This is a genomic window from Peribacillus sp. NPDC097224 (assembly GCF_044761985.1).
In the GTDB taxonomy this organism is placed as follows: Bacteria; Bacillota; Bacilli; order Bacillales; family DSM-1321; genus Peribacillus.
In genome coordinates, this window is the sequence record NZ_JBIWDK010000008.1 from 166,007 (window position 1) to 185,943 (window position 19,937).

General features: G+C 40.7%; 16 protein-coding genes. 10 read left to right on the forward strand and 6 right to left on the reverse strand.

The window, feature by feature from the left end:
- The 9 genes from ACIQXR_RS16245 to ACIQXR_RS16285 form a co-directional block, all read left to right on the forward strand.
- Positions 1 to 1,884 (forward strand): SH3 domain-containing protein (locus tag ACIQXR_RS16245; RefSeq protein WP_403080415.1); only part of this gene is annotated, 1,884 nt, incomplete at its 5' end.
- Positions 1,885 to 2,149: 265 nt separating this feature from the next.
- Positions 2,150 to 2,845, forward strand: a complete 696-nt coding sequence (locus ACIQXR_RS16250) for a response regulator transcription factor (protein ID WP_403080476.1) — start codon at positions 2,150 to 2,152, stop codon at positions 2,843 to 2,845.
- Entirely contained in the window at positions 2,846 to 3,781 is a 936-nt protein-coding gene (locus ACIQXR_RS16255) for a sensor histidine kinase (RefSeq protein WP_403080416.1), read from the forward strand.
- 192 nt (positions 3,782 to 3,973) lie between these two features.
- Positions 3,974 to 4,897 (forward strand): ABC transporter ATP-binding protein, encoded by a 924-nt coding sequence (locus ACIQXR_RS16260; RefSeq protein WP_403080417.1) that lies wholly within the window; start codon positions 3,974 to 3,976, stop codon positions 4,895 to 4,897.
- Positions 4,890 to 5,582, forward strand: a complete 693-nt coding sequence (locus tag ACIQXR_RS16265) for an ABC transporter permease (RefSeq protein WP_403080418.1) — start codon at positions 4,890 to 4,892, stop codon at positions 5,580 to 5,582. Before ACIQXR_RS16260 ends, ACIQXR_RS16265 begins: the two co-directional genes overlap by 8 nt.
- 268 nt (positions 5,583 to 5,850) lie before the next feature.
- Positions 5,851 to 6,369 carry a hypothetical protein gene (locus tag ACIQXR_RS16270; RefSeq protein WP_403080419.1) on the forward strand — a complete coding sequence of 173 codons (519 nt, stop codon included), beginning with the start codon at positions 5,851 to 5,853 and terminating at the stop codon, positions 6,367 to 6,369.
- A 2-nt stretch (positions 6,370 to 6,371) separates the two neighbouring features.
- The gene (locus ACIQXR_RS16275; protein WP_403080421.1) at positions 6,372 to 6,764 is read left to right on the forward strand and encodes a DUF1648 domain-containing protein; all 393 of its coding nucleotides are present in this window, start codon (positions 6,372 to 6,374) and stop codon (positions 6,762 to 6,764) included.
- Positions 6,765 to 7,320: 556 nt separating this feature from the next.
- Positions 7,321 to 10,125 (forward strand): bifunctional metallophosphatase/5'-nucleotidase, encoded by a 2,805-nt coding sequence (locus ACIQXR_RS16280; RefSeq protein WP_403080422.1) that lies wholly within the window; start codon positions 7,321 to 7,323, stop codon positions 10,123 to 10,125.
- 85 nt (positions 10,126 to 10,210) lie between these two features.
- Positions 10,211 to 14,500 (forward strand): endonuclease, encoded by a 4,290-nt coding sequence (locus ACIQXR_RS16285; protein WP_403080424.1) that lies wholly within the window; start codon positions 10,211 to 10,213, stop codon positions 14,498 to 14,500.
- A 77-nt stretch (positions 14,501 to 14,577) separates the two neighbouring features.
- On the opposite strand, the gene ACIQXR_RS16290 is transcribed toward ACIQXR_RS16285, so the two are convergent.
- A complete protein-coding gene (locus tag ACIQXR_RS16290; RefSeq protein WP_403080427.1) occupies positions 14,578 to 15,375 on the reverse strand; it encodes a peptidoglycan-binding protein in 798 nt (265 codons plus the stop codon).
- Positions 15,376 to 15,666: 291 nt separating this feature from the next.
- Here ACIQXR_RS16290 and ACIQXR_RS16295 point away from each other — a divergent pair, with 291 nt between their 5' ends.
- On the forward strand, positions 15,667 to 15,957 hold the full coding sequence (locus ACIQXR_RS16295) for a DUF3817 domain-containing protein (RefSeq protein ID WP_403080428.1): 291 nt from the start codon (positions 15,667 to 15,669) through the stop codon (positions 15,955 to 15,957).
- Positions 15,958 to 16,146: 189 nt separating this feature from the next.
- Here ACIQXR_RS16295 and ACIQXR_RS16300 read toward each other — a convergent pair whose 3' ends face one another.
- The 5 genes from ACIQXR_RS16300 to arsC form a co-directional block, all read right to left on the reverse strand.
- Positions 16,147 to 17,397, reverse strand: coding sequence for an MFS transporter (locus ACIQXR_RS16300; RefSeq protein ID WP_403080479.1), 1,251 nt, complete (start codon positions 17,395 to 17,397; stop codon positions 16,147 to 16,149).
- Between the two features lie 233 nt (positions 17,398 to 17,630).
- Entirely contained in the window at positions 17,631 to 18,953 is a 1,323-nt protein-coding gene (locus ACIQXR_RS16305; RefSeq protein ID WP_403080430.1) for an FAD-dependent oxidoreductase, read from the reverse strand.
- A gap of 65 nt (positions 18,954 to 19,018) precedes the next feature.
- Positions 19,019 to 19,228, reverse strand: coding sequence for a hypothetical protein (locus tag ACIQXR_RS16310; protein ID WP_403080431.1), 210 nt, complete (start codon positions 19,226 to 19,228; stop codon positions 19,019 to 19,021).
- 1 nt (position 19,229) lies between these two features.
- Positions 19,230 to 19,511 (reverse strand): Fe-S cluster assembly protein HesB, encoded by a 282-nt coding sequence (locus ACIQXR_RS16315; RefSeq protein WP_403080433.1) that lies wholly within the window; start codon positions 19,509 to 19,511, stop codon positions 19,230 to 19,232.
- Positions 19,511 to 19,927: an arsenate reductase (thioredoxin) gene (gene arsC, locus ACIQXR_RS16320; protein ID WP_403080435.1), complete on the reverse strand. Its 417-nt coding sequence runs from the start codon at positions 19,925 to 19,927 to the stop codon at positions 19,511 to 19,513. Before arsC ends, ACIQXR_RS16315 begins: the two co-directional genes overlap by 1 nt.
- Between the last annotated feature and the right edge of the window lie 10 nt (positions 19,928 to 19,937).

The window sequence follows — 19,937 nt, forward strand, 5'->3', positions numbered from 1 at the left end:
CCAGTCACGGCAAAACCAGCTTCCACTCCGGTTAAGACGACGACAAAATACGTGAATGTAAGTTCAGGTACGCTGAATATGAGGAAAAGTGGTTCGGCGAGCGCGAAAATAGTCACTGAATTAACCAAAGGCACTAAAGTAACGGTGTATTCAGAGTCAAAAGGCTGGGCAAAGATCAAAGCGAATAATAAGGAAGGCTATGTGAATACAACCTACCTTTCCACAAAGAAGCCCGTCACGGCAAAACCAGCTTCCACTCCGGTTAAGACGACGACAAAATACGTGAATGTAAGTTCAGGTACGCTGAATATGAGGAAAAGTGGTTCCGCAAGCGCGGCAATCGTCACCGAGCTAACGAAAGGGACGAAGGTAACGGTGTACTCGGAGTCCAATGGCTGGGCAAAAATCAAGGCGAACAATAAGGAAGGTTATGTGAATACAACTTACCTTTTCACAACAAAGCCAAGCTCAACGCCTGTAGTTGAACCAACTGTCAAAGAGATAAAATATGTGAATGTAAGCTCAGGTACACTCAATGTACGGAATAAACCGACAGAAACCGCCTCCATCATTGTGAAATTGGCGAAGGGTGTAGAGGTTACCGTTCTTTCTGAATCGAATGGCTGGTCAAATATTGAAGTATATGGTGGAGAAGGTTATGTAAGCTCGCAATATCTTTCAACGACCAAGCCAAATTCGAAAGATGAAAAGCCGGAACCTACCCCTCCTATTGAAGAAAACACGCTCATTAAATTCGTGAAGGTGAACGATGGATCTAATTTGAACATGCGATCCGTAGCCTCGACGTCTGCCTCTATCGTGGCAATGCTTGCCAATAATACGGCGGTAACGGTGTATTCTGAATCTGATGGTTGGGCAAAGGTTTCAGCAAATGGGAAAACGGGATATGTGAGCTCACAGTATTTAGTTAACACAGCTGCAGAAACTCCAGGCAATGCTCCTGGAACGGTCATTAAGAATTATACAGAATATGGCCTGACGATCGACAAGATGGTAGATTTGCAGATGGCCGTCAATGCCCAAACGGATAAAAGCTACCAAACCTACATACGTGAAGACGGTATTATTTTAACCTCTTCCACGAAAGGTACGGTCAATGGATCGGGCTGGCGAGTACGGGGAGGAGCTGGTCCGGATAACTGGGTAGTCGGTTCGGTCAGCAATAATCAGTCTCTTACAATCAAATCGAAGGTGAAAGGCTCTGACGGTTATTACTGGTATGAAGTCGATATCAATAAAACCTGGGTCAATGCGAGTCCAGAAGATGTGAAATATCATCTGAATCCAGATAATTTCGAGAATGACCCAGTTAACTCGTTTCAATTTGTCAAACTCTCTCAAAGTGCGAACCTGAACGCTGCCGAAGTGAATAGTAGAATCCTATCCGGCAAAGGAATCTTAGAAGGACAAGCAGCCACCTTCATGACGGCAGGGGATAAATATGGAGTCAATGATATTTATCTTATTTCACACGCATTATTGGAAACGGGCAAAGGGACTTCACCATTAGCAACAGGCGTTATGGTGAATGGAAAGACAGTCTATAATATGTACGGAATCGGAGCGTATGATGGAACGGCAGTAAGCAGCGGCGCGCAATATGCCTATAATGCAGGCTGGTTCACTCCGGAGGCGGCCATCATCGGCGGTGCAGAATTCATCGCCAAAGGGTATATTTCCACAGGGCAAGATACCTTATACAAAATGAGATGGAATCCCGCTGGGGCAAGCACTTATGGATATGCCACCCATCAGTATGCAACAGATATCGGCTGGGCCGTAAAGCAAGTAAAACAGATTTATAATTTATATAGCTTGCTAGATTCCTATAATCTAAAGATGGATATTCCTAAATATAAATAAAACAAGAAAACCACATGAAGCTACATCATGTGGTTTTCTATTTCACCATTTATCTACGAAAAGGCATATTTATCTTCGAAATCGTCCCATTTATCTTCGGAAAGAGCGGTTTTATCTTCGGAATTTGCCATTATATCAATTTTTCGACAAGATTCTTCCATATTATAAGTAAGGCTCAGGGTTCATTATTTAATAGCTGAGGAGCAATGAATTTTAGGGTATAATCGAGTATGTTAATATATGTAAAATGTAGGAGGGGAATCCTATCCAAGATAAAATTTTGTTAGTGGAAGATGATGCATCCATTCAGGAAATGGTAGAAAGCTATTTAATAAAAGAGGGTTTTATTGTGGTGACAGCTTGTGATGGAGAAGAAGCTATAAAAAAATTTATGCAAGATTCGTTCGTGTTCATCATTCTTGATATTATGATGCCAAAGATAGATGGGTTAGAAGTGATGAAATGGATCCGTGAAAGAAGTGCAATCCCTATTTTAATGATGTCTGCTAAGGATACAGATGTGGATAAGGCAATTGGGTTAGGACTCGGGGCGGATGATTATATTTGTAAGCCATTTTCCATGATTGAATTGTCCGCACGGGTGAAGGCTGGAATTAGGCGTTCGACTACTTATTCTGCCCCACAAAAAACGCAGGATGAAATTATACAAATTGGAGATTTGAAAATAGATACGATTAATTTTACTGTTTGGAAGAACGATGAAGTCATTAAACTAACCTCTAAAGAATTCGAATTATTGAAGCTTTTTGCGAAGAATGGCAATCGCGTTTTCACCAAATCCCAAATTTATAATCTACTTTGGAATGAAGAATATTTTGGCGATGAAAATGTTATTAATGTTCATATGAGAAGGCTGCGAGAGAAGATCGAGGATGATCCATCAAACCCAAAATTCATTAAAACATTATGGGGAATCGGTTATAAGCTGGAAGTGATGTAAATGGTGCTTTTTTTACTGATGATCATTATCCTATTATTGGGTATTATTTTCTTTCAATATCGCGTTCAGAAAAATAGAGATAAAAACCTACGATACATATATACGAAGCTAGAGGCTATTTTAGAAAAACAAACAGGTGAAAAACTATTAGTAGTAACAGATGATAAAGAATTACAAAAGTTATTAGTTGCCATTAATCATATATTAGTAGCGAATCAAATCAAAAATGCCGAGCATGCCAAGGTAGAGATGTCCATGCGCAAGATGCTCTCTAATGTATCGCATGATTTAAAAACGCCACTGACGGTTGTCCTGGGATATGTAGAAATTTTGCATACCGAACCTACGATGGAGGAGGATGAGCGGCAGGCCTTACTGAAAAAGCTGCATGTGAAAACGCTCGAAGTGACGGAGCTCATTCATAAGTTCTTTGATTTGGCGAAACTAGAGTCCGGCGATCAAGAAATCGAGCTAACAAGAATCAATATGAATGAAGTCTGTCAGAACAATATATTATCGTTCTATGACTTACTCACGTCGAAAGGCTTTTCCGTTCAGATCGATATACCAAAAGAAAATCTTTATGCTCTTGGTAATGTAGATGTATTAAGCAGGGTGTTAAATAATTTAATCTCGAATGCGATAACGTATGGGGAGGACGGAAAAACGCTGGGTATGACTTTAAGAGGGGATGAACAGGTGGTATGCATTGATATCTGGGATAAAGGAAAGGGAATTTCCCATTCTCATATCGACAAGGTCTTTGAGCGTATGTATACATTGGAGGATTCAAGAAACCACCTTTATCAAGGGAGCGGACTTGGCCTGACCATCACGAAAAGGCTTGTGGAAGCATTAGGTGGGGAAATCCATCTTTCCAGTGTGCCATTTGAAAAAACGGTATTTACGATCATATTAAAACGAATGACATTTTAGCTTGTAGAAAGAGGAATTCTACAAGCTTTTTTGTGCCCGACTTACGAAACCTTTTTGTTAAGGCAGATTTATTTACAAAATTGATTTCCATCCGCTTTTTCTCTTTAACTTAAGGAATTTGTAAGAATTGAGTAAGAAAAAAGAGAAGTCCGTTTCGTAAAATGTAAGTAAGCAGCGAAAGGAGATAATAAAATGTCCTATATAGTAAAGACAAATCAACTGACAAAGGTATATGAAGGGAAAGAGGTTGTTGCAGGGGTCAATATGCATGTAAAGAAAGGTGAGGTCTACGGTTTTTTAGGACCCAACGGTGCTGGTAAAACAACGGTCTTGAAAATGATTACAAATCTAATCAAGCCTACAAGCGGTGATATTGAAATCTTTGGGGAGAAATTAACGAACACATCCTATGAGGTACTAAAACGAATGGGTTCGATTGTTGAATATCCTATTTTCTATGAAAAACTAACGGCCAAGGAGAATCTATATTTGCATTGTGAATACATGGGCCATTATGACAAGAAGTCCATTGACCAGGCGTTAGACCTCGTGAAATTGCACAATATCGATGACAAAAAAGTAAAAGACTTTTCTCTTGGAATGAAACAAAGGTTAGGAATTGCCAGAGCGATCACGACCAAACCGGAGCTGTTGATTTTAGATGAACCCATTAATGGCTTAGATCCCATTGGCATTAAAGAGTTACGCGAGCTATTCAACATGCTGTGTAAAGAATATGGCATTACTTTATTGGTTTCTAGTCATATTTTAGCTGAAATGGAACAAATGGCAGATACCATTGGGGTCATTCGCAATGGGCAGCTAATAAAGGAAGTGTCAATGAAGAGTATCGTTATGGAACAAACGGATTATATTGAGGTGACGGTTCAAGACATTAAAAAGGCAGCTTATATAGTAGAGAATCATATCGGGATAAAAAATTTCAAAATCATGAGTGAACAGATGATTCGCATTTATGAAAGGAACGCAAAGCAGCAAGAAATATCAAAGGCACTCATTATGAACGATATTGAGATTGAAAGCATCAACAAGAAAAATAGCTCTTTGGAAGAATACTTTCTTAATCTAATGGAAGGAGTGGAAACACATGCTTAATTTAATGAAGTTAGAACGTATGAAGATGAAACTTGGCTGGTACGTAAAAGGAGCGGTTATGGCAAACGTCCTGATAATCGCCTTACTTAGTTTCGCCATGTATACAGCACAAGTGGAAGGAGAATTATTCGTTGCTTCGCATCAAGAAGCCTTTATACTAATCGGGGCAATTGTAAGAGCTACATTTATCATATTCGCCGCAGTATTGATTGCGAAAATGATCATTGAAGAATATTCAAACAAAACGATCCTGATTCTGTTCTCCTATCCAATCAATCGAAAGAAAATCATTGCTAGCAAACTGCTAATTATAGGGGCTCTGACATTCATCACGATGTTATTGTCTAACATCATCGTTGTGGGTTCATTTTCTATCATCCATCATTATATTCCTCTTGTACCCTTTCAAATCACAATGCAACAGTATGTGGGAGAAGTCATAAAAATGGTCCCATATTCGATCGCTACAGCGGGAATAAGCTTAATTCCATTGTATTTTGGGATGCGAAAGCATTCTGTTCCAGCCACAATCTGTTCCTCTATTATAGTGGTGATGATTGCTTGTTCCTCCTACCCATCATTCTCATTGGTTACTTTCATTCCTCTTCAATTAGGGCTCGCGGCCGTCGGGGTGGCCATTGCTTACTTTTCGATTCGAACGATCGAGAAAGAAGATTTGGTTTAATTTAAAGGACTTCATCCTTTGTTAGCTGCCTTTAAAGCTAACAAAGGATATTTTCTTTGTTCATATAATACGGTTAAAGGTGCATAGACAACTAGATGTCTCAATGGAACCTGAAAATATGGAGAATTCTTATAGTTCTCCGAGGTGAAAAATAGTAATATTATACTATTCTGATGGTTTAATGATGATATAGATATACACCCTCTCAAAATTTCACTGCCATGTTTTTTCAAGGTCTACCATGCAAATGGAGGGAAAGGGGAGTTCCATGCAAAAAAAAGCAATCCGGAAGTTATTTAGTCTATGGACGGGAGAGTTGACGGCAACGGTCCTTTTCGCCGTCTTGTGGTTATTATTCATTCAGCAACAGAAATGGGCGGATCCTTACTTGATTTCATTTCCCCCTATCTATGCTTTTGTTGTGCTGGAGTTCATCTTGTTTCAAGGGAGCCTCTATTGGTTTTTGAAATGGACACAAGCGAAGCAAAAGAAGTACATCGGGCTGCCTTCTGCTCAACTACGCATGTTTCTGTTGTTTAAAAAGATCAATTTCGTACTAATCTTGATAGGAGCACTCGTTTTGCTCTACCAAATCATTACCTTTTCGGTTGGTCATTATTGGTTCACTTTTCTTTATGCTTTCGCCATCATTGAACATATCAATTACTACCATATCAGGCTTTCCTATCAGACTTCGGAAGAGTTAAGGGAGTTCTTTCATCAAAAGAAATTCCGTCCTTCCATCCTGGCAAAGGAATTGGCAATGCTAAAGGTAAAGGTGGATTAATTATGGTTACGAATAAGAAAACTGCAATCGAGCGTTCTTTAGATCTTGCTTCCATGATTCTACTTATCATCATTTTTGTCTACATATGGTTCAAGTGGTCTGCCTTGCCGGATAGCATCCCCATGAAATTCGATTCATCTGGTTTGGTTTCCCAATGGGGAGACAAGAAAAGCATATTAGGGCTACCATTAATAGGACTAGCAGCATATGGTGTGTTTAGTCTAGTTGAAAAGTTTCCTGATAACATCAACTTACGAATCTATAAAAGAGAAAATAAAGAGAAGGAATTGAAGTATAATCGGACAATTGTAAATGCCATAAAAAATGCCATCGTCATTGTTCTGGTCCTCGCTAACTGGCAAATTATTGAAGGACTTTATAAGATCAATGGGTGATTCTTCATGAAGAAGGATTGCTTTTTTTGTGTGCCAGACATGTTCATTTACGTTAGGGGTGCCCTAGATAGGTGAACTATTAGCCGAAAGCGAGGGTGTTCACGATGACATGGAATCTGAAGGAAGCTCGAGGCAATTCCTGTGTACACCGGTGGAAAAAATGGAAGAGACTCGAACTTAATATAGATACCTGATGCATAAAGAAGGGCTAACTCCCCAAAGAGATAGTAGCTATACCGTGAATTCAAAGAAAGCATGGATTTAGTTCAAGTGTATTACTATTGTACTATAAAATCACTCCATTTAATTTTGAATAGGTATTTGGAATTAGATGGAAAATGAATCTATTATGAATTTTATGAATTTTTTGTAAAATAATCAATTATCTGTTTTTAATTTAGATTATTTTGTTGTATTATAGGTTGTACACATATCGATAGGGGAAAAGACATAGGTCGATTTGTGTGAATATTAAGATAGTTAGAGCTGAGGTAATTTATTGGGTGGTATGTCAATGATATTATGTCAGTATAGAAAAAAGGGAGGCTTTACTTTAATGGAGAAAAAGAAAATGATTCAATTTGCGTCAGCTACCGTACTGGCCGCATCGACAATCGTCGCAGTGGCACCTGTGCAAACGGATGCTGCAACAACTAGCTTAAACAGTAAAATCAAAACAGCCAAGGCCACCATCAAAAAGCCGTTCGACACATACTTTTACTCTTCTAAACTCGCTTCTATATCCACCATCAAGAAACAAACCAAAGCTGCCAAACAGGCTAAAAAAGACATAACCACTTCCATAAAAAAATCAACGTTACCTAAAAAACAAAAAGACGAAAAACTAAAAGAAATCAAAGCCTATGATAAATACATAACACGGGCAGAGGGTTATGTTAAAGGCTATCAAAAGGCAGAAAAAGCAAAAGTAGCCCATAATAAAGCACTTACATCTCTGAAGAATTCCGTCATCGCCCAAAAACCGACGGAGGTTAAGAAAAAATATAACGCACTGGATTCCGCTGTGAAAAAGACAGAAAAGGACATTAAAGATACCGTGTACGGGGCCAAGATTGAAGCCCTTCTATATGACAAGTTCACCAAGGGAACGAAAAAATCCTTAAATGGGGATCTTAAAGTGCCTTACTACTATGATAAGGCCGAGTATTGGATCGCAAAAGGGGACTTGAAAACGGCTGCCAAACGTATGGACGCCGTTTCTGGACAGTTGAAAAAGGTTAGCAAAACATCAAAGCTTGGTAAGGCCATCCATGCCTATGCTAAGAAAGTTACCGGAAAATACGAAGCGGCAGTCTATGCCGAAAAGAAAGAAGCAGTTGATAAGAAAGTACGTGCTTATGAAAAACTAGCAAACGGAGAGCTTAAGACGAGAGCTCAGATCGAAGCGGCTAAAAAAGCGAAAGCAGCCATTAATCTAAAAGGAATCAACAAAGCAGATACAAAGGCTTTCCAAGCAAGGATTGCAGCAGCGGATAAGTTGGTTGGAAATGCTGAAGCAGGGCTTCAATTCACCCTTTCTTTAATGCACACAAATGACACGCATGCTCATTTGGAGAACGTGGCCAAGCGGGTGACTGCCGTTAAGGAAGTAAGGGAAAGTAAGCCGAAAGCGCTTTTGATCGATGCGGGTGACGTATTCTCTGGAACCTTGTATTTCAACGAATTCAAAGGTCAGGCCGATCTTCAATTCATGAACTTAATGAAATATGACGTCATGACATTCGGAAACCATGAGTTCGATTTAGGATCGAGTGATGAAGGACACAAGGCATTAGCGGACTTTATTAAAGGAGCACAGTTTCCATTCGTCAGTTCGAACGTTGATTTTTCCAAAGACGATAGGTTCAAAGGTCTTTTCTCGGATCTATATTCAAGTGAACCCGAGAAGGGGAAAATCTACAATGGCATCGTGAAGGATATCGATGGTGAAAAGGTCGGGTTCTTTGGACTTACGACAGCAGAAACGAAAGATATTTCCAGCCCTGGAAGTGTCGCATTCGAGAACTACCTGGAAGAAGCAAACAAAGCCGTAAAAGCTTTCGAAGGCATGGGCGTGAATAAAATCGTCGCCATTTCTCATCTTGGTTATGACGACAATGCTGAATATGACAATGATTTAACATTGGCCGCTAAAGTTAAAGGGATTGATGTAATCGTGGGTGGACATAGCCATACGCAGTTAGATGCTCCAGTCGTGATAAGTAAGGATGATAAAGGACAAGCGAAAGATCCTACTGTGATTGTTCAAGCCTACCAATATAGTGATTACTTAGGAACGCTTGATGTGGAATTTGACCATAAAGGGAAAATCATAGGCCAAGCAGGGCAGTTAATCAAGGTTGCCGACAAACAGGATGATGCGGAAGCTGCCAAGAAGTTGGAAACCTACTCCAAGAAGATCCAGGAAGTAAAAGAAAGCAAAACGGGCGCAACCGCAGTGAAGGCTATGCCAAGTCCGCGTGATTCAGGTGACGTTACGAAACCAAGTGTCCGTAAAAATGAAACGGAATTAGGGAATCTGATTACAGATGCCATGCTGACGAAAGCAAAAGAATTTAATAAAGATACGGTCATCGCCTTCCAAAATGGTGGGGGCATCCGTGCTGGAATCGATCAAGGTGACATCACATTAGGGGATATCCTGACCGTGTTACCGTTTGGGAATACATTGGCGACTATGAAGCTAACTGGTGCGGAAATAACGCAAGCCTTGGAACATAGCGTGAGCCAAGCACCGAGAGAGAGTGGCGGTTTCCTACATGTAGCCGGCATGAAATTCACATATGACAGCACAAAGGAAGCGGGTAAACGTGTTCAAAAGGTTGAAGTGAGGGGCCAAGATGGAACGTATAGCGAATTGGACAAAACCAAGCAATACACAGTAGCCACCAATGCCTTTACAGCCAAGGGAGGAGACGGATTTACTGTCTTCGCAAAAGCGTATGAAGAAGGAAGGGTAACGGACATCGGCCTTCCTGATTGGGAGAACCTTGCGGATTATGTAAGCCAGTTAAAAACGGTCAACCCAACCATCGAGGGACGGATTAAGGATGTTTCTGGGATTACACCAAATCCGGAACCAGGCACACCCACAGATCCTGATCCAGGCACACCGGAAGATCCAACTAAAACATACGAGGGCGATACCAAATTGGATATCACAAACCTCTCGTCTTTGAAAAATATAGTAGTCAAAGGTGATTTAACCTTAACAGGAACTCCTTCAGAGACCTTTACAATTTCAGGTGTGACAGTGGAAGGGAATTTGGATGTTTCAAGTTTAGTCGGAACTAATTTCACCTTCACCGATATTGATGTAAAGGGAGAAACTATTTTTTAAGTAGAAAGCGGATATTATCAGTATGATAATATCCGCTATTAAAAAACTTTCACAGATTCTTAAAAAATTGTTAGGAGAGTGCTGAATGACTAAACGTTTGAAATCCTTATTTAAAGTTTCTTTAGTCTTAATGTTAATCTTGAGTTTTCTAGTTCCTGTTTCATATAGTAAGGAAGCGCAAGCGGAAATGATTTTAACAGTTGCGGATGCAATTGCCGATAACAGTTCAGGTAGTAAGGCTACTGTTGAAGGCTATATTGTTGGTTTTTACACAGATAAAGGTGCAATTAAAGAAGGATCAATTACAGATACCAATATAGCGATTGCAGATTCTCCTTCAGAAACTGATAAAAGCAAAATCATGCCGGTGGAATTATCAGCTGCATCTGGCTACAGACCAATCTTTGGCTTGAAATCAAACCCTAGTTATCTAGGGAAAAAGGTTCGAATATCTGGCTCACTTATAAAGTATTTTAGTGTGCCAGGATTGAAAACTCCAACATTAATTGAAATCCTTGATGATGAACCGAGCGAAGATACACCAGTAAAAGGAACGGTTAAAGAAGTTCGAGAAATGAAACAAGGATCTTTAGCATCAACAAAGGGTATTGTTACCGCTGTATTTGGAGGCTCAAATGATACCGTCTATATCCAGGATGAAACAGCAGGAATAGTCCTTTATGGTCCAAGTCTAGGGCTGAAAGAAGGGGATGAAGTAGACGTAACAGGAAAATTAACCGAGTATTCAGGTTTGTTGGAACTGGCTGTTACGAAAGGTGATATAAAAGTAATAAAAGAAAATGTGGCTGTTCCAGAAGCCGAGTTAATAAAAGCAGCAGATTTAAAAGAGGAAAAAGAAGCTTCATTGCTTAAGTTAAAAGGAGTCACCATTGTATCCCTTAGCAGTTCAAATTATACGGCTAAAGATGAAGATGGAACGACTTTCATCATTCGTACAACAAATCCAACACTGCTTTCCGTTGGGAAAAGGTATGATTTCGTATCAGGGGTATTGGGGGCTTTCGGAAGCACATATCAATTACTTCCAAGAAGTGCGGATGACATTGTAGAAGATGTAAACAAAGTCCAATCTGTTACAGCCGACCCTGCAGCAGGGTTTATTAAGGCAGGGGAAAAGGTTACTTTATCTACAGGAACGGAAGGGGCAACGATTCACTACACCACAGATGAAAGCGAACCGACGAGTACTAGTGATATTTTCACCCAACCGATTGAAATTCAAAAAAATATGGTGATAAAGGCGAAAGCACTTAAGGAAGGCTTGACGGATAGCGAGGTATCTACATTCTCTTATACGATTCAAGATGGAGAAGTGAGAATTCATGATATTCAAGGTGAAGGACATTCCTCTCCGTATGATGGCTCGAATGTTAATGATATTGAAGGGATTGTTACGTATGTTTCAGGAACTTCAGAGTTTTATATTCAAGATCAAAAACCAGATAATAATATCAAAACATCTGAAGGAATACTCGTTTATAAGTCAGGACATAACGTAAAGATAGGTGACGTTGTAAAAGTAAACGGTCAAGTGAAAGAATATTATGTAGGTAATGCGCAAGGGACGGACTTACCTGTAACTGAAATCGCAGCTTCCTCCATTACTCCACTTTCAACGGGTAACGAACTGCCGGCACCGATAGTAATCGGAAAAGATCGCATTCCACCTACTGAAACAATCGATAGCGATAGTTTTGCCCAATTTAATCCTGACAAAGATGGAATCGACTTTTACGAAAGTATAGAAGGCATGTTTGTAGAAATTCAAAATCCAAAAGTAGTATCTCCACAATACTCTGGTAAACTTGTAGTCATCCCTAAACAACTAGAAAGCAATACGAATGCAGGTGGAGTAAAATTAACGGCAACAGATGGAAATCCAGAAAGGATTCACATTGATGTGAATTCTAGTTTACAAGCAAAAGCAGGCGATTATTTTGAGGGTTCTATAACAGGTGTAATGGGCTATGCAAGTAGCAATTATAAACTGTTAACGGATAAAAGTAAGTTACCAGAATTAATAGCTGGAAAAACGGTTCAAGAAACCACTTTGTTACCAGAAGACGATAGTAAATTATCGATAGCCTCTTATAATATTGAAAACTTTTCAATGGCTACGGGTACAGAAAAGGTAGAAAGAATAGTGAATTCCATTATTAAAAATATGAAAACGCCAGATATCATCGGTTTAGTCGAAGTACAAGATGATAATGGTGCAACGGATAACGGTGTTACAACGGCTGAGGGATCAGCAAAAGTGTTAATTGATAAAATCAAAGCACTTGGTGGACCAGAGTATAGGTATACAGAAGTTGCTCCAATTAACAATCAAGATGGAGGTCAACCAGGAGGGAATATTCGTCCAGGTTTCTTATATAATCCTTCCCGAGTGACATTAGTTGAAGGAAAGAAGGGCTCAGCAACAGAAGCTGTTAAGTATAAGGAGGGCAAGTTAACTTTAAATCCAGGGTTGGTTGATCCAACGAATGGAGCTTTTAGTTCAAGTAGGAAGCCTTTAGCTGCTCAGTTTGAATTTAATGGTGAGAATGTTGTAGTTGTGGCTAACCATTTTAATTCTAAAAGTGGAGATCATTCCTTATTCGGTAGCACTCAACCACCAGTATTCTCAAGTGAAGTGCAAAGAAATAAAATTGCAACGGTAGTGAATGGTTTTGTTAAAGATATTAAAAGTGAAAATCCGAAAGCCAATGTCGTGGTACTAGGAGATTTAAATGATTATGAATTTTCCAATCCATTAGCCAAATTAAAAGGTAATGAATTAACCAATATGATTGATGAAGTACCTTTTGAAAAACGCTATACGTATTCGTTTGAAGGAAACTCCCAAGTACTCGATCATATCCTTGTATCCAACAATATGGCAGAATCCACAAAGGTGGACATCGTTCATATTAACTCCTCTTTCATGGAAACACATGGACGGGCAAGCGATCATGATCCTGTATTGATTCAGACGGACTTAACGGCGTCAGGAACCGTAGAGCCTATCGTTCCGGAAAAGACGTATCAGTTATCAAAGTTCAACACAAAGAAACTTACGATTGCTTCACCGAGCGTCTTGATTGATCTTGATGGAGACTCTACCATCCAAGAGGGCATCTTCATCAAGAGTGCCTATGCCAAACTGCAGGGTTCAGGTTTGAAAAATACAAAAGTGATCCTTGAGCCGACCAAAGCAGGCGCGATTATTGATTTCGGTGGCGCTAAGGTCAAAGAAGTCATCATCGAAAATGCGAACATCAAAGAAATCAGAGGCGCTGAAAATGTTCAGAAATGGTCTGCTGAAGACGGCGTCGATACAACGGGCATCAAATTCTTGAATGCAAAAGGGGAAGCGATTGTTTCTCCTTTCGCTTCTAAGGAAAATAAAGCTCCAACTGTAAAGAAGAAAATAGAAAATGTAGATGTGAAAGTGGGTTCGACGGTCACTCTTAATCTACGTGAATACTTTGAAGATCCAGATAATGATCCACTAACCTTTGAGTCTACGATTGGTACAATAGCTGGCTCAACGTTGACTCTTCCTACTGATAAAGTGGGAGATTATCTTGTCGCTGTAACAGCTAAGGACAAGTCTTCAGAAGTGATTGCTCGTTTCAGCCTGAAAGTATCAGAGGATAAACAAATCGAAGCATATTATGAGAAAGCGTCCGGAAAAACGGGTAAGGAATTGAAAGCGACGCTCCACACCATCATCAAAAGCCAGACAAAGTTGACGTATGCTCAAGTATGGGATGGCATTAAGGATGCAGATGAAGATCCAAAGAATTCTAAGAATGTCATCTTGCTGTACTCTGGAAAATCCATTTCGAAATCTTCAAATGGAGGGAATGTGGGTCAGTGGAATCGTGAGCATGTATGGGCAAAATCCCATGGGAATTTTGGGACAAGCGTAGGTCCGGGGACAGATCTTCATCACCTTCGTCCGGAAGATGTGCAAGTGAATAGTAAACGAGGACATCTGGACTTCGACAATGGAGGACAGGCATATAGCGGCTGTGATTGTAAGGTTGATTCGGATTCATGGGAGCCACCTGACAATGTTAAAGGCGATGTCGCCCGCATGTTGTTTTATATGGCCGTTCGCTATGAAGGAAACGGTGAGCTTGACTTGGAACTTTCCGATACGGTCAATACGTATCCAAAGCCGCTTCATGGAAAGTTATCAACGCTTTTGAAGTGGAATGAACTTGATCCAGTTGATGAATTTGAGAGCAACCGCAATGATGTCATTTATGAAAAATGGCAGCACAATCGTAATCCATTCATCGACCATCCTGAATGGGCCAACGAGATTTGGGGTCCGGCCAAGGATTTGAAAAAAGCGAGTTAGTTCTTAAAAAGTAGAAAACGACGAAAAGAGCATGGATACAACCATGCTCTTTTCGTCGTTATAAAACTACTAGATTATTAGTCTACTATCGTCACTTTGACTTGTTTTTTACCCCAGATTAAAGCATCCGATTGTTTAGGGATGAATACATCGATCTTATTCCCTTTGATCGCTCCCCCAGTATCCACTGCGAGTGCTTTTCCGTAGCCTTCCACTTCCACTGTAGAACCTAATGGAATCACACTTGGATCGACAGCAATTACTCTTGCATCATCATATTTCTTCAGATTGACACCCATTCTTGTAATTCCTGAGCACCCTTCACAGCTAGCCGTGTAAGCGGTACTTGAAACCGTCAAAGTCTTCGAAGAGTTACTAACTAAATTGGCTTTCGTTTCAAGCTTACTCATGGTTTTTGCCCCGGCGATTCCGTCGGCGGTCAATCCTTTTTGTTTTTGAAAGGTGGAGACAGCTTGTTTTGTACCGCTGCCGAATATCCCATCAACCGTCGATGTGTATACATCCCACACCTTCAATAATTTTTGCAAATCGGCCACATGCTTACCGATATCCCCGGTACGCAATACTTGTATTTTTTGATTCGTTTGTAATCCTGCTATTCCATCGGCTTTCAGGTTCGACTTTTTCTGAAATTCCTTTACGGATTCTTTTGTAATGGAACCGTAGTACCCGGTTGCCTCATGATAGGGATAGACCCCTTTTGTCAGCAATGATTCTTGTAACTCTTTTACATCACTATGGCTTGTACCTTGCGATAGCGTTCGATCTCCAAGGGCAGCTTCACCTTTAGTCGGCATCGCTAATCCTATCATGAATATCGAAGCCGTGATGATTATGCATATAATGTTCTTCATGTTTGTCCTCCTTGTTGTATCTGCACGTATACAATTCGTTTGGTTAACGATTCTTACGTGCAGGGAAAGGAAAAACACAGCAAAGGGACCAAAGAACTGTTAATACATGTAACGGAATCTGAGAAAACGGGGAGGTTCGATGTGATTACAAATCCCTTGTTTCAGGGGATTTGGGTGTTTTTTACATGTGTTTTCAAGACCACATATGTAATGGTTCGTTCATATAGAGTTCATATTTGTGCTTTATAATGATAGTGAAATAAACTTTTAAATGGAATGGGGGATAAACGAATGTTTTCTACAGCCATGGGCTGGTTCAGGTTCGTCACAATCATAGAAGGAATCTCCTATGTCCTATTACTCGGAGTGGGTCTACCAACTAAATTCATCATGGGTAATGAGGAGATTACGAGAATATTAGGCAGCATACACGGAGGACTTTTCATCGCATTTGGACTATTACTATTATATGTAGGCTTGAGAAAGAAATGGTCCTTTTTCAAAATGGCCCTAATCTTCATCGCATCCTTCATTCCTATAGGGAACTTCGTGATCGATCGAAAAGTATTGAAACAAGCTTAAATCCAAAAGGGACGTGCCGATTAACTAGGCGCGTCCCTTTTTAAATCAACGACAGAGCATTAGACTGATAAATTCCCTTTTTTGACCGATAAAAGGGGAGTTAGACCGATAAATAGGCAAGTTTGACCGATAAAACCGCCAAACTGACCGATAAATGAATGAAATGAAGAATCCGTTAGCAAACAGTTTTTATTTTTCACTTCCACGAGACCATATCACTACTGGAATTAGTAATAAGGATAAAATTCCTCCAATCAATGATAATGTTAGATAACTTGAACCTGCCACAATCATTCCAGACGATGCTCCGCCAGCAGCTCCTGACAACGCAATCAAAACATCCACTGAACCTTGTGTTTTAGCCCTTGTGGAAGTTTTAGTTGAATCAACAATAAGTGCAGTCCCACTTATCAATCCAAAATTCCATCCTAATCCAAGTAAAGAAAGAGCAATTATTAGAAGAACTATGGAATCTCCTGGTGCAAATGCTGATAGTAAACCTGCCAGAAGCAACGTAGTTCCTGAAGCAATAGCCATCGTAGTACGCCCCAACTTATCAACCAGAAAACCTGTAATCAGGGAAGGGAGATACATGGCACCTATATGAAAACCGATAACAAGACCTACTGCACCCAAGCTATGTCCATGATGTCTCATATGAACGGGTGTCATTGTCATAATAGCCACCATTACAATTTGAGTAAGAACCATAATCGTTGCCCCAACCATTATGCCCTTTTTGTTTTCTGTATGTACAGTTGCTGCCAAATGTCCTTTATCACTAGGCTCTTGGTTCGTTGCTTCTATCATTCTTGCTATAACGAGTGGATCTGGACGAAGCATGATGAAAAGGACAACACCTGCTAAGATATAGGCTGCTGCTGCTAAAATAAAAGGACCAGCAAGAGAGGGAACACCTATGGATAGAGCGAAATTCCCCATCACATTGACTAAATTCGGACCTGCCACGGCACCGAATGTTGTAAAAACCATTGTCATACTAATAGCAGTCGCTCGCTGTTTACTATTCGCTAAGTCCGTACCAGCATAACGAGCCTGTAAATTAGTTGCTGTTCCCGCACCATAAACAAGCAGGGAAGGGAATAAAAGGTATGCGCTATTTATGATTGCTGCAATGATGACGCCTATTGCTCCAAGTCCACCGACGATAAAACCCGCCGACAGACCTGTACGACGCCCATAACGTTGAGAAAGTTTCCCTACAAGTAATGCTGCTAAGGCTGACCCTAAAGTGAGTATAGCTGAAGGGAGTCCAGCGAAAGCTTCTGTGCCGAGCATTTGCTGTGCAAGTAGTGCCCCCACAGTTACTCCGGCGGCTAACCCTGCACCACCAAAGATTTGTGAAATACTTACAACAAATAATGTACGCTTGTATAACGACTTTTGTTTTTCTGGCGAACGAATGTAACTTTGTAACATAGCTGTTTGTTCGTCTAACGCTTTTGCACTTTCTTTCTGAAACACGATCTAACCTCCTTTTCTAGAAATTATATGATTTGTGCCATTTATAAAACAATTATAGAACTTTTTTTGCTTTATGCCATTAGTCATTTACTATTAATCAACCTTTTAAAAAATTTAGTTGGAAACTGCATACGTTCAAGCTGGTATACCAAAAAAAAAACTGCTAGTTCTCACTAGCAGCCTTACATTTAACAGCAACCACCTGCACCACTATTACATACCCCGGTTTCAGGGAGGCTTAGTTCAACACGCTTCGCACTTTCTTCATCCCCAGCTAAAAAGGCTACAACCGAGCGAACTTGTTCATAGCCGGTTGCCATTAAGAAGGTTGGAGCCCGACCATAGCTTTTCGCACCTACGACATAAAAGCCTTGCTCTGGCTGACGTAAAGTGGTTTCACCATGCGCCTCGACGGTTCCACAGCTATGCTCATTTGGATCGATGAGAGAAGCGAGTGCCGTCACACTTTCTGTTGTGGGATCAATCGTTAACCGAAGCTCTCCGTTTATCGTATAATCCGGCCGACTGCCTGTATTGACGACTAGGCGGTCAAAACCTTCTAAAACGATATCTTCGCCACGCTGTGTACCCATGATTGAAATGTTATCCGTTCCTTTTAAAGAGGAAATGAAGAACGGGGTGACCACGTTAATTTTTCCTTCATCCACAAGCTGACGAATACGCGAACCCAATGCTCCACGTGCCATCAGTTCATCATTTTGCTCTCCACCATATGCCATTTCGACGTTCTCTTTGCGTAAAATCCATGTAATGTCCGTGTCAGGAGATTGTTTCTTCAACTCCGCCAGGTTTAGCAATGAATTAATGGCTGAATGCCCACCACCAATAACAGCGACCTTTTTATTTGTATAAAGCGAAGCGTTTACGGCTACATTCGGAATGTGATAATCGATTCGTTCGGCCAATGCTTTTTCAGAAGGAAGCCAGACGCCGTTTCCTTGTGCAGGATTTGGATTTCCCCAAGTCCCTGTTGCATCTAGCACTGCACGGGCTTGGAATGTCTTCAGTTCACCTTCTACCTCCGTATAAATGACAAACGGCTGATCGTTACGAGCCTTTGATTTCATCTTGTCATGATTCTGGCGGGTAAGGGCGATCACAGGATGATTGGTATAAATGAACGGCTTGATTTGTTCCAGTTCAGCCAAAGGTTTTAAATATAAGTCGATTAATTCGTTGCCTGTTGGGATTTCTTCGCCATTTGGTTCCTGCCAGTCCGTTTGTTGGAGTAGCGTTTTGGCTGCGGCGTCGATGTTATATTGCCAAGGGGAGAATAGTCTTACATGTCCCCATGAACGAACGCTTGCCGCTACTTCAAGGCCTGCTTCCAACAGGAGAAAGGGCTGTTTTCGTGCAGCCAGTTGAGCAGCGGCAGCTAACCCAACAGGACCTGCCCCGATAATGGCTACCGGTAAAGTTGATTCCGGCGTGCAACAACCTGTCGAAGGTTCACAACAGGCCTGCTGATTTAAGATTTTAAATGTTTTCATGATAATAGCACTCCTTAAATAAGAATTTACTTATATAGTGATTGAAATAAAAGAGTAGCACCAGTCTACTTATTTATTTCCTCTTCAATTTGATGTAAAGCCAGTTTATAGTGTGTTCTCGTTTGAGCTCCGTAATGATTTAAATCACCTTTGAAAAAATCTGTTTCCATCATCTGACGCATTTCTTCAAATGAAGAAGTTCTAGTTGCTAAAATAAGTTTCATATACGCATGGAAATATTCTTTGCTTAAAGCTCCTGAATGATGGACACGCATATCAGCAACTTGTTGGGGTAAAGCCTTGTAACACTAAACCCATTTCACCATTTTCTTCTTCCGCATGAATTGTTACACCTTCTAATTGTGCTTTCACTTGTGGATCAACGGCTACTTGGATTCCCTCGACAAATGCGACCTCGTCTGTAGGTTGTGCGTCATCTAATCCAACGCCAAGATTCACTCCACAACAACCGGCAATCCCGTAAAATCGAAGTGTTTTCACTTCTGAACCCTCAATGGCTTGTGTTAAGTAGTTTTTTCCTTCAACGGACATTTTCATTATGCTTGCTCCTTTGCAAATTGTTCAATGCGTACACCAATCGCATCACGCACTTGTTGGAATACTTGCCATTTTTCCTCGTCTGTTCCTGTTGCCTTTGCAGGATCCGGGAAACCCCAATGTTCCCTTTTTACGTGTGGCGGGGTGACGGGGCAGTGTTCATCCGCATGCCCACAAAGCGTGACCACAAGCGTTGCACTGTCTAAGATCTCTTTATCAATGACATCCGATGTATGCGATGTAATATCAATACCTACCTCATGCATGGCCTTGACGGCACGAGGATTTAAGCCGTGTGCTTCAAGTCCGGCACTTAAAACGTTCCACTCGCTAGGTAACAACTTCTTAGCCCAACCTTCAGCCATTTGACTACGGCACGAGTTACCCGTGCACAAAAAATATAGCGTGTTCGTCATGATGAATCCC

Bases quoted from the DNA above. Each gene is read 5' to 3' on its own strand.
- ACIQXR_RS16255 (WP_403080416.1), top strand. From the start codon at position 2,846: ATGGTGCTTTTTTTACTGATGATCATTATCCTATTATTGGGTATTATT.
- ACIQXR_RS16295 (WP_403080428.1), top strand. From the start codon at position 15,667: ATGTTTTCTACAGCCATGGGCTGGTTCAGGTTCGTCACAATCATAGAA.
- ACIQXR_RS16285 (WP_403080424.1), top strand. From the start codon at position 10,211: ATGACTAAACGTTTGAAATCCTTATTTAAAGTTTCTTTAGTCTTAATG.
- ACIQXR_RS16290 (WP_403080427.1), bottom strand. From the start codon at position 15,375: ATGAAGAACATTATATGCATAATCATCACGGCTTCGATATTCATGATA.
- ACIQXR_RS16315 (WP_403080433.1), bottom strand. From the start codon at position 19,511: ATGAAAATGTCCGTTGAAGGAAAAAACTACTTAACACAAGCCATTGAG.
- arsC (WP_403080435.1), bottom strand. From the start codon at position 19,927: ATGACGAACACGCTATATTTTTTGTGCACGGGTAACTCGTGCCGTAGT.
- ACIQXR_RS16265 (WP_403080418.1), top strand. From the start codon at position 4,890: ATGCTTAATTTAATGAAGTTAGAACGTATGAAGATGAAACTTGGCTGG.
- ACIQXR_RS16305 (WP_403080430.1), bottom strand. From the start codon at position 18,953: ATGAAAACATTTAAAATCTTAAATCAGCAGGCCTGTTGTGAACCTTCG.
- ACIQXR_RS16270 (WP_403080419.1), top strand. From the start codon at position 5,851: ATGCAAAAAAAAGCAATCCGGAAGTTATTTAGTCTATGGACGGGAGAG.
- ACIQXR_RS16280 (WP_403080422.1), top strand. From the start codon at position 7,321: ATGGAGAAAAAGAAAATGATTCAATTTGCGTCAGCTACCGTACTGGCC.
- ACIQXR_RS16300 (WP_403080479.1), bottom strand. From the start codon at position 17,397: ATGTTACAAAGTTACATTCGTTCGCCAGAAAAACAAAAGTCGTTATAC.
- ACIQXR_RS16260 (WP_403080417.1), top strand. From the start codon at position 3,974: ATGTCCTATATAGTAAAGACAAATCAACTGACAAAGGTATATGAAGGG.
- ACIQXR_RS16275 (WP_403080421.1), top strand. From the start codon at position 6,372: ATGGTTACGAATAAGAAAACTGCAATCGAGCGTTCTTTAGATCTTGCT.
- ACIQXR_RS16310 (WP_403080431.1), bottom strand. From the start codon at position 19,228: ATGCGTGTCCATCATTCAGGAGCTTTAAGCAAAGAATATTTCCATGCG.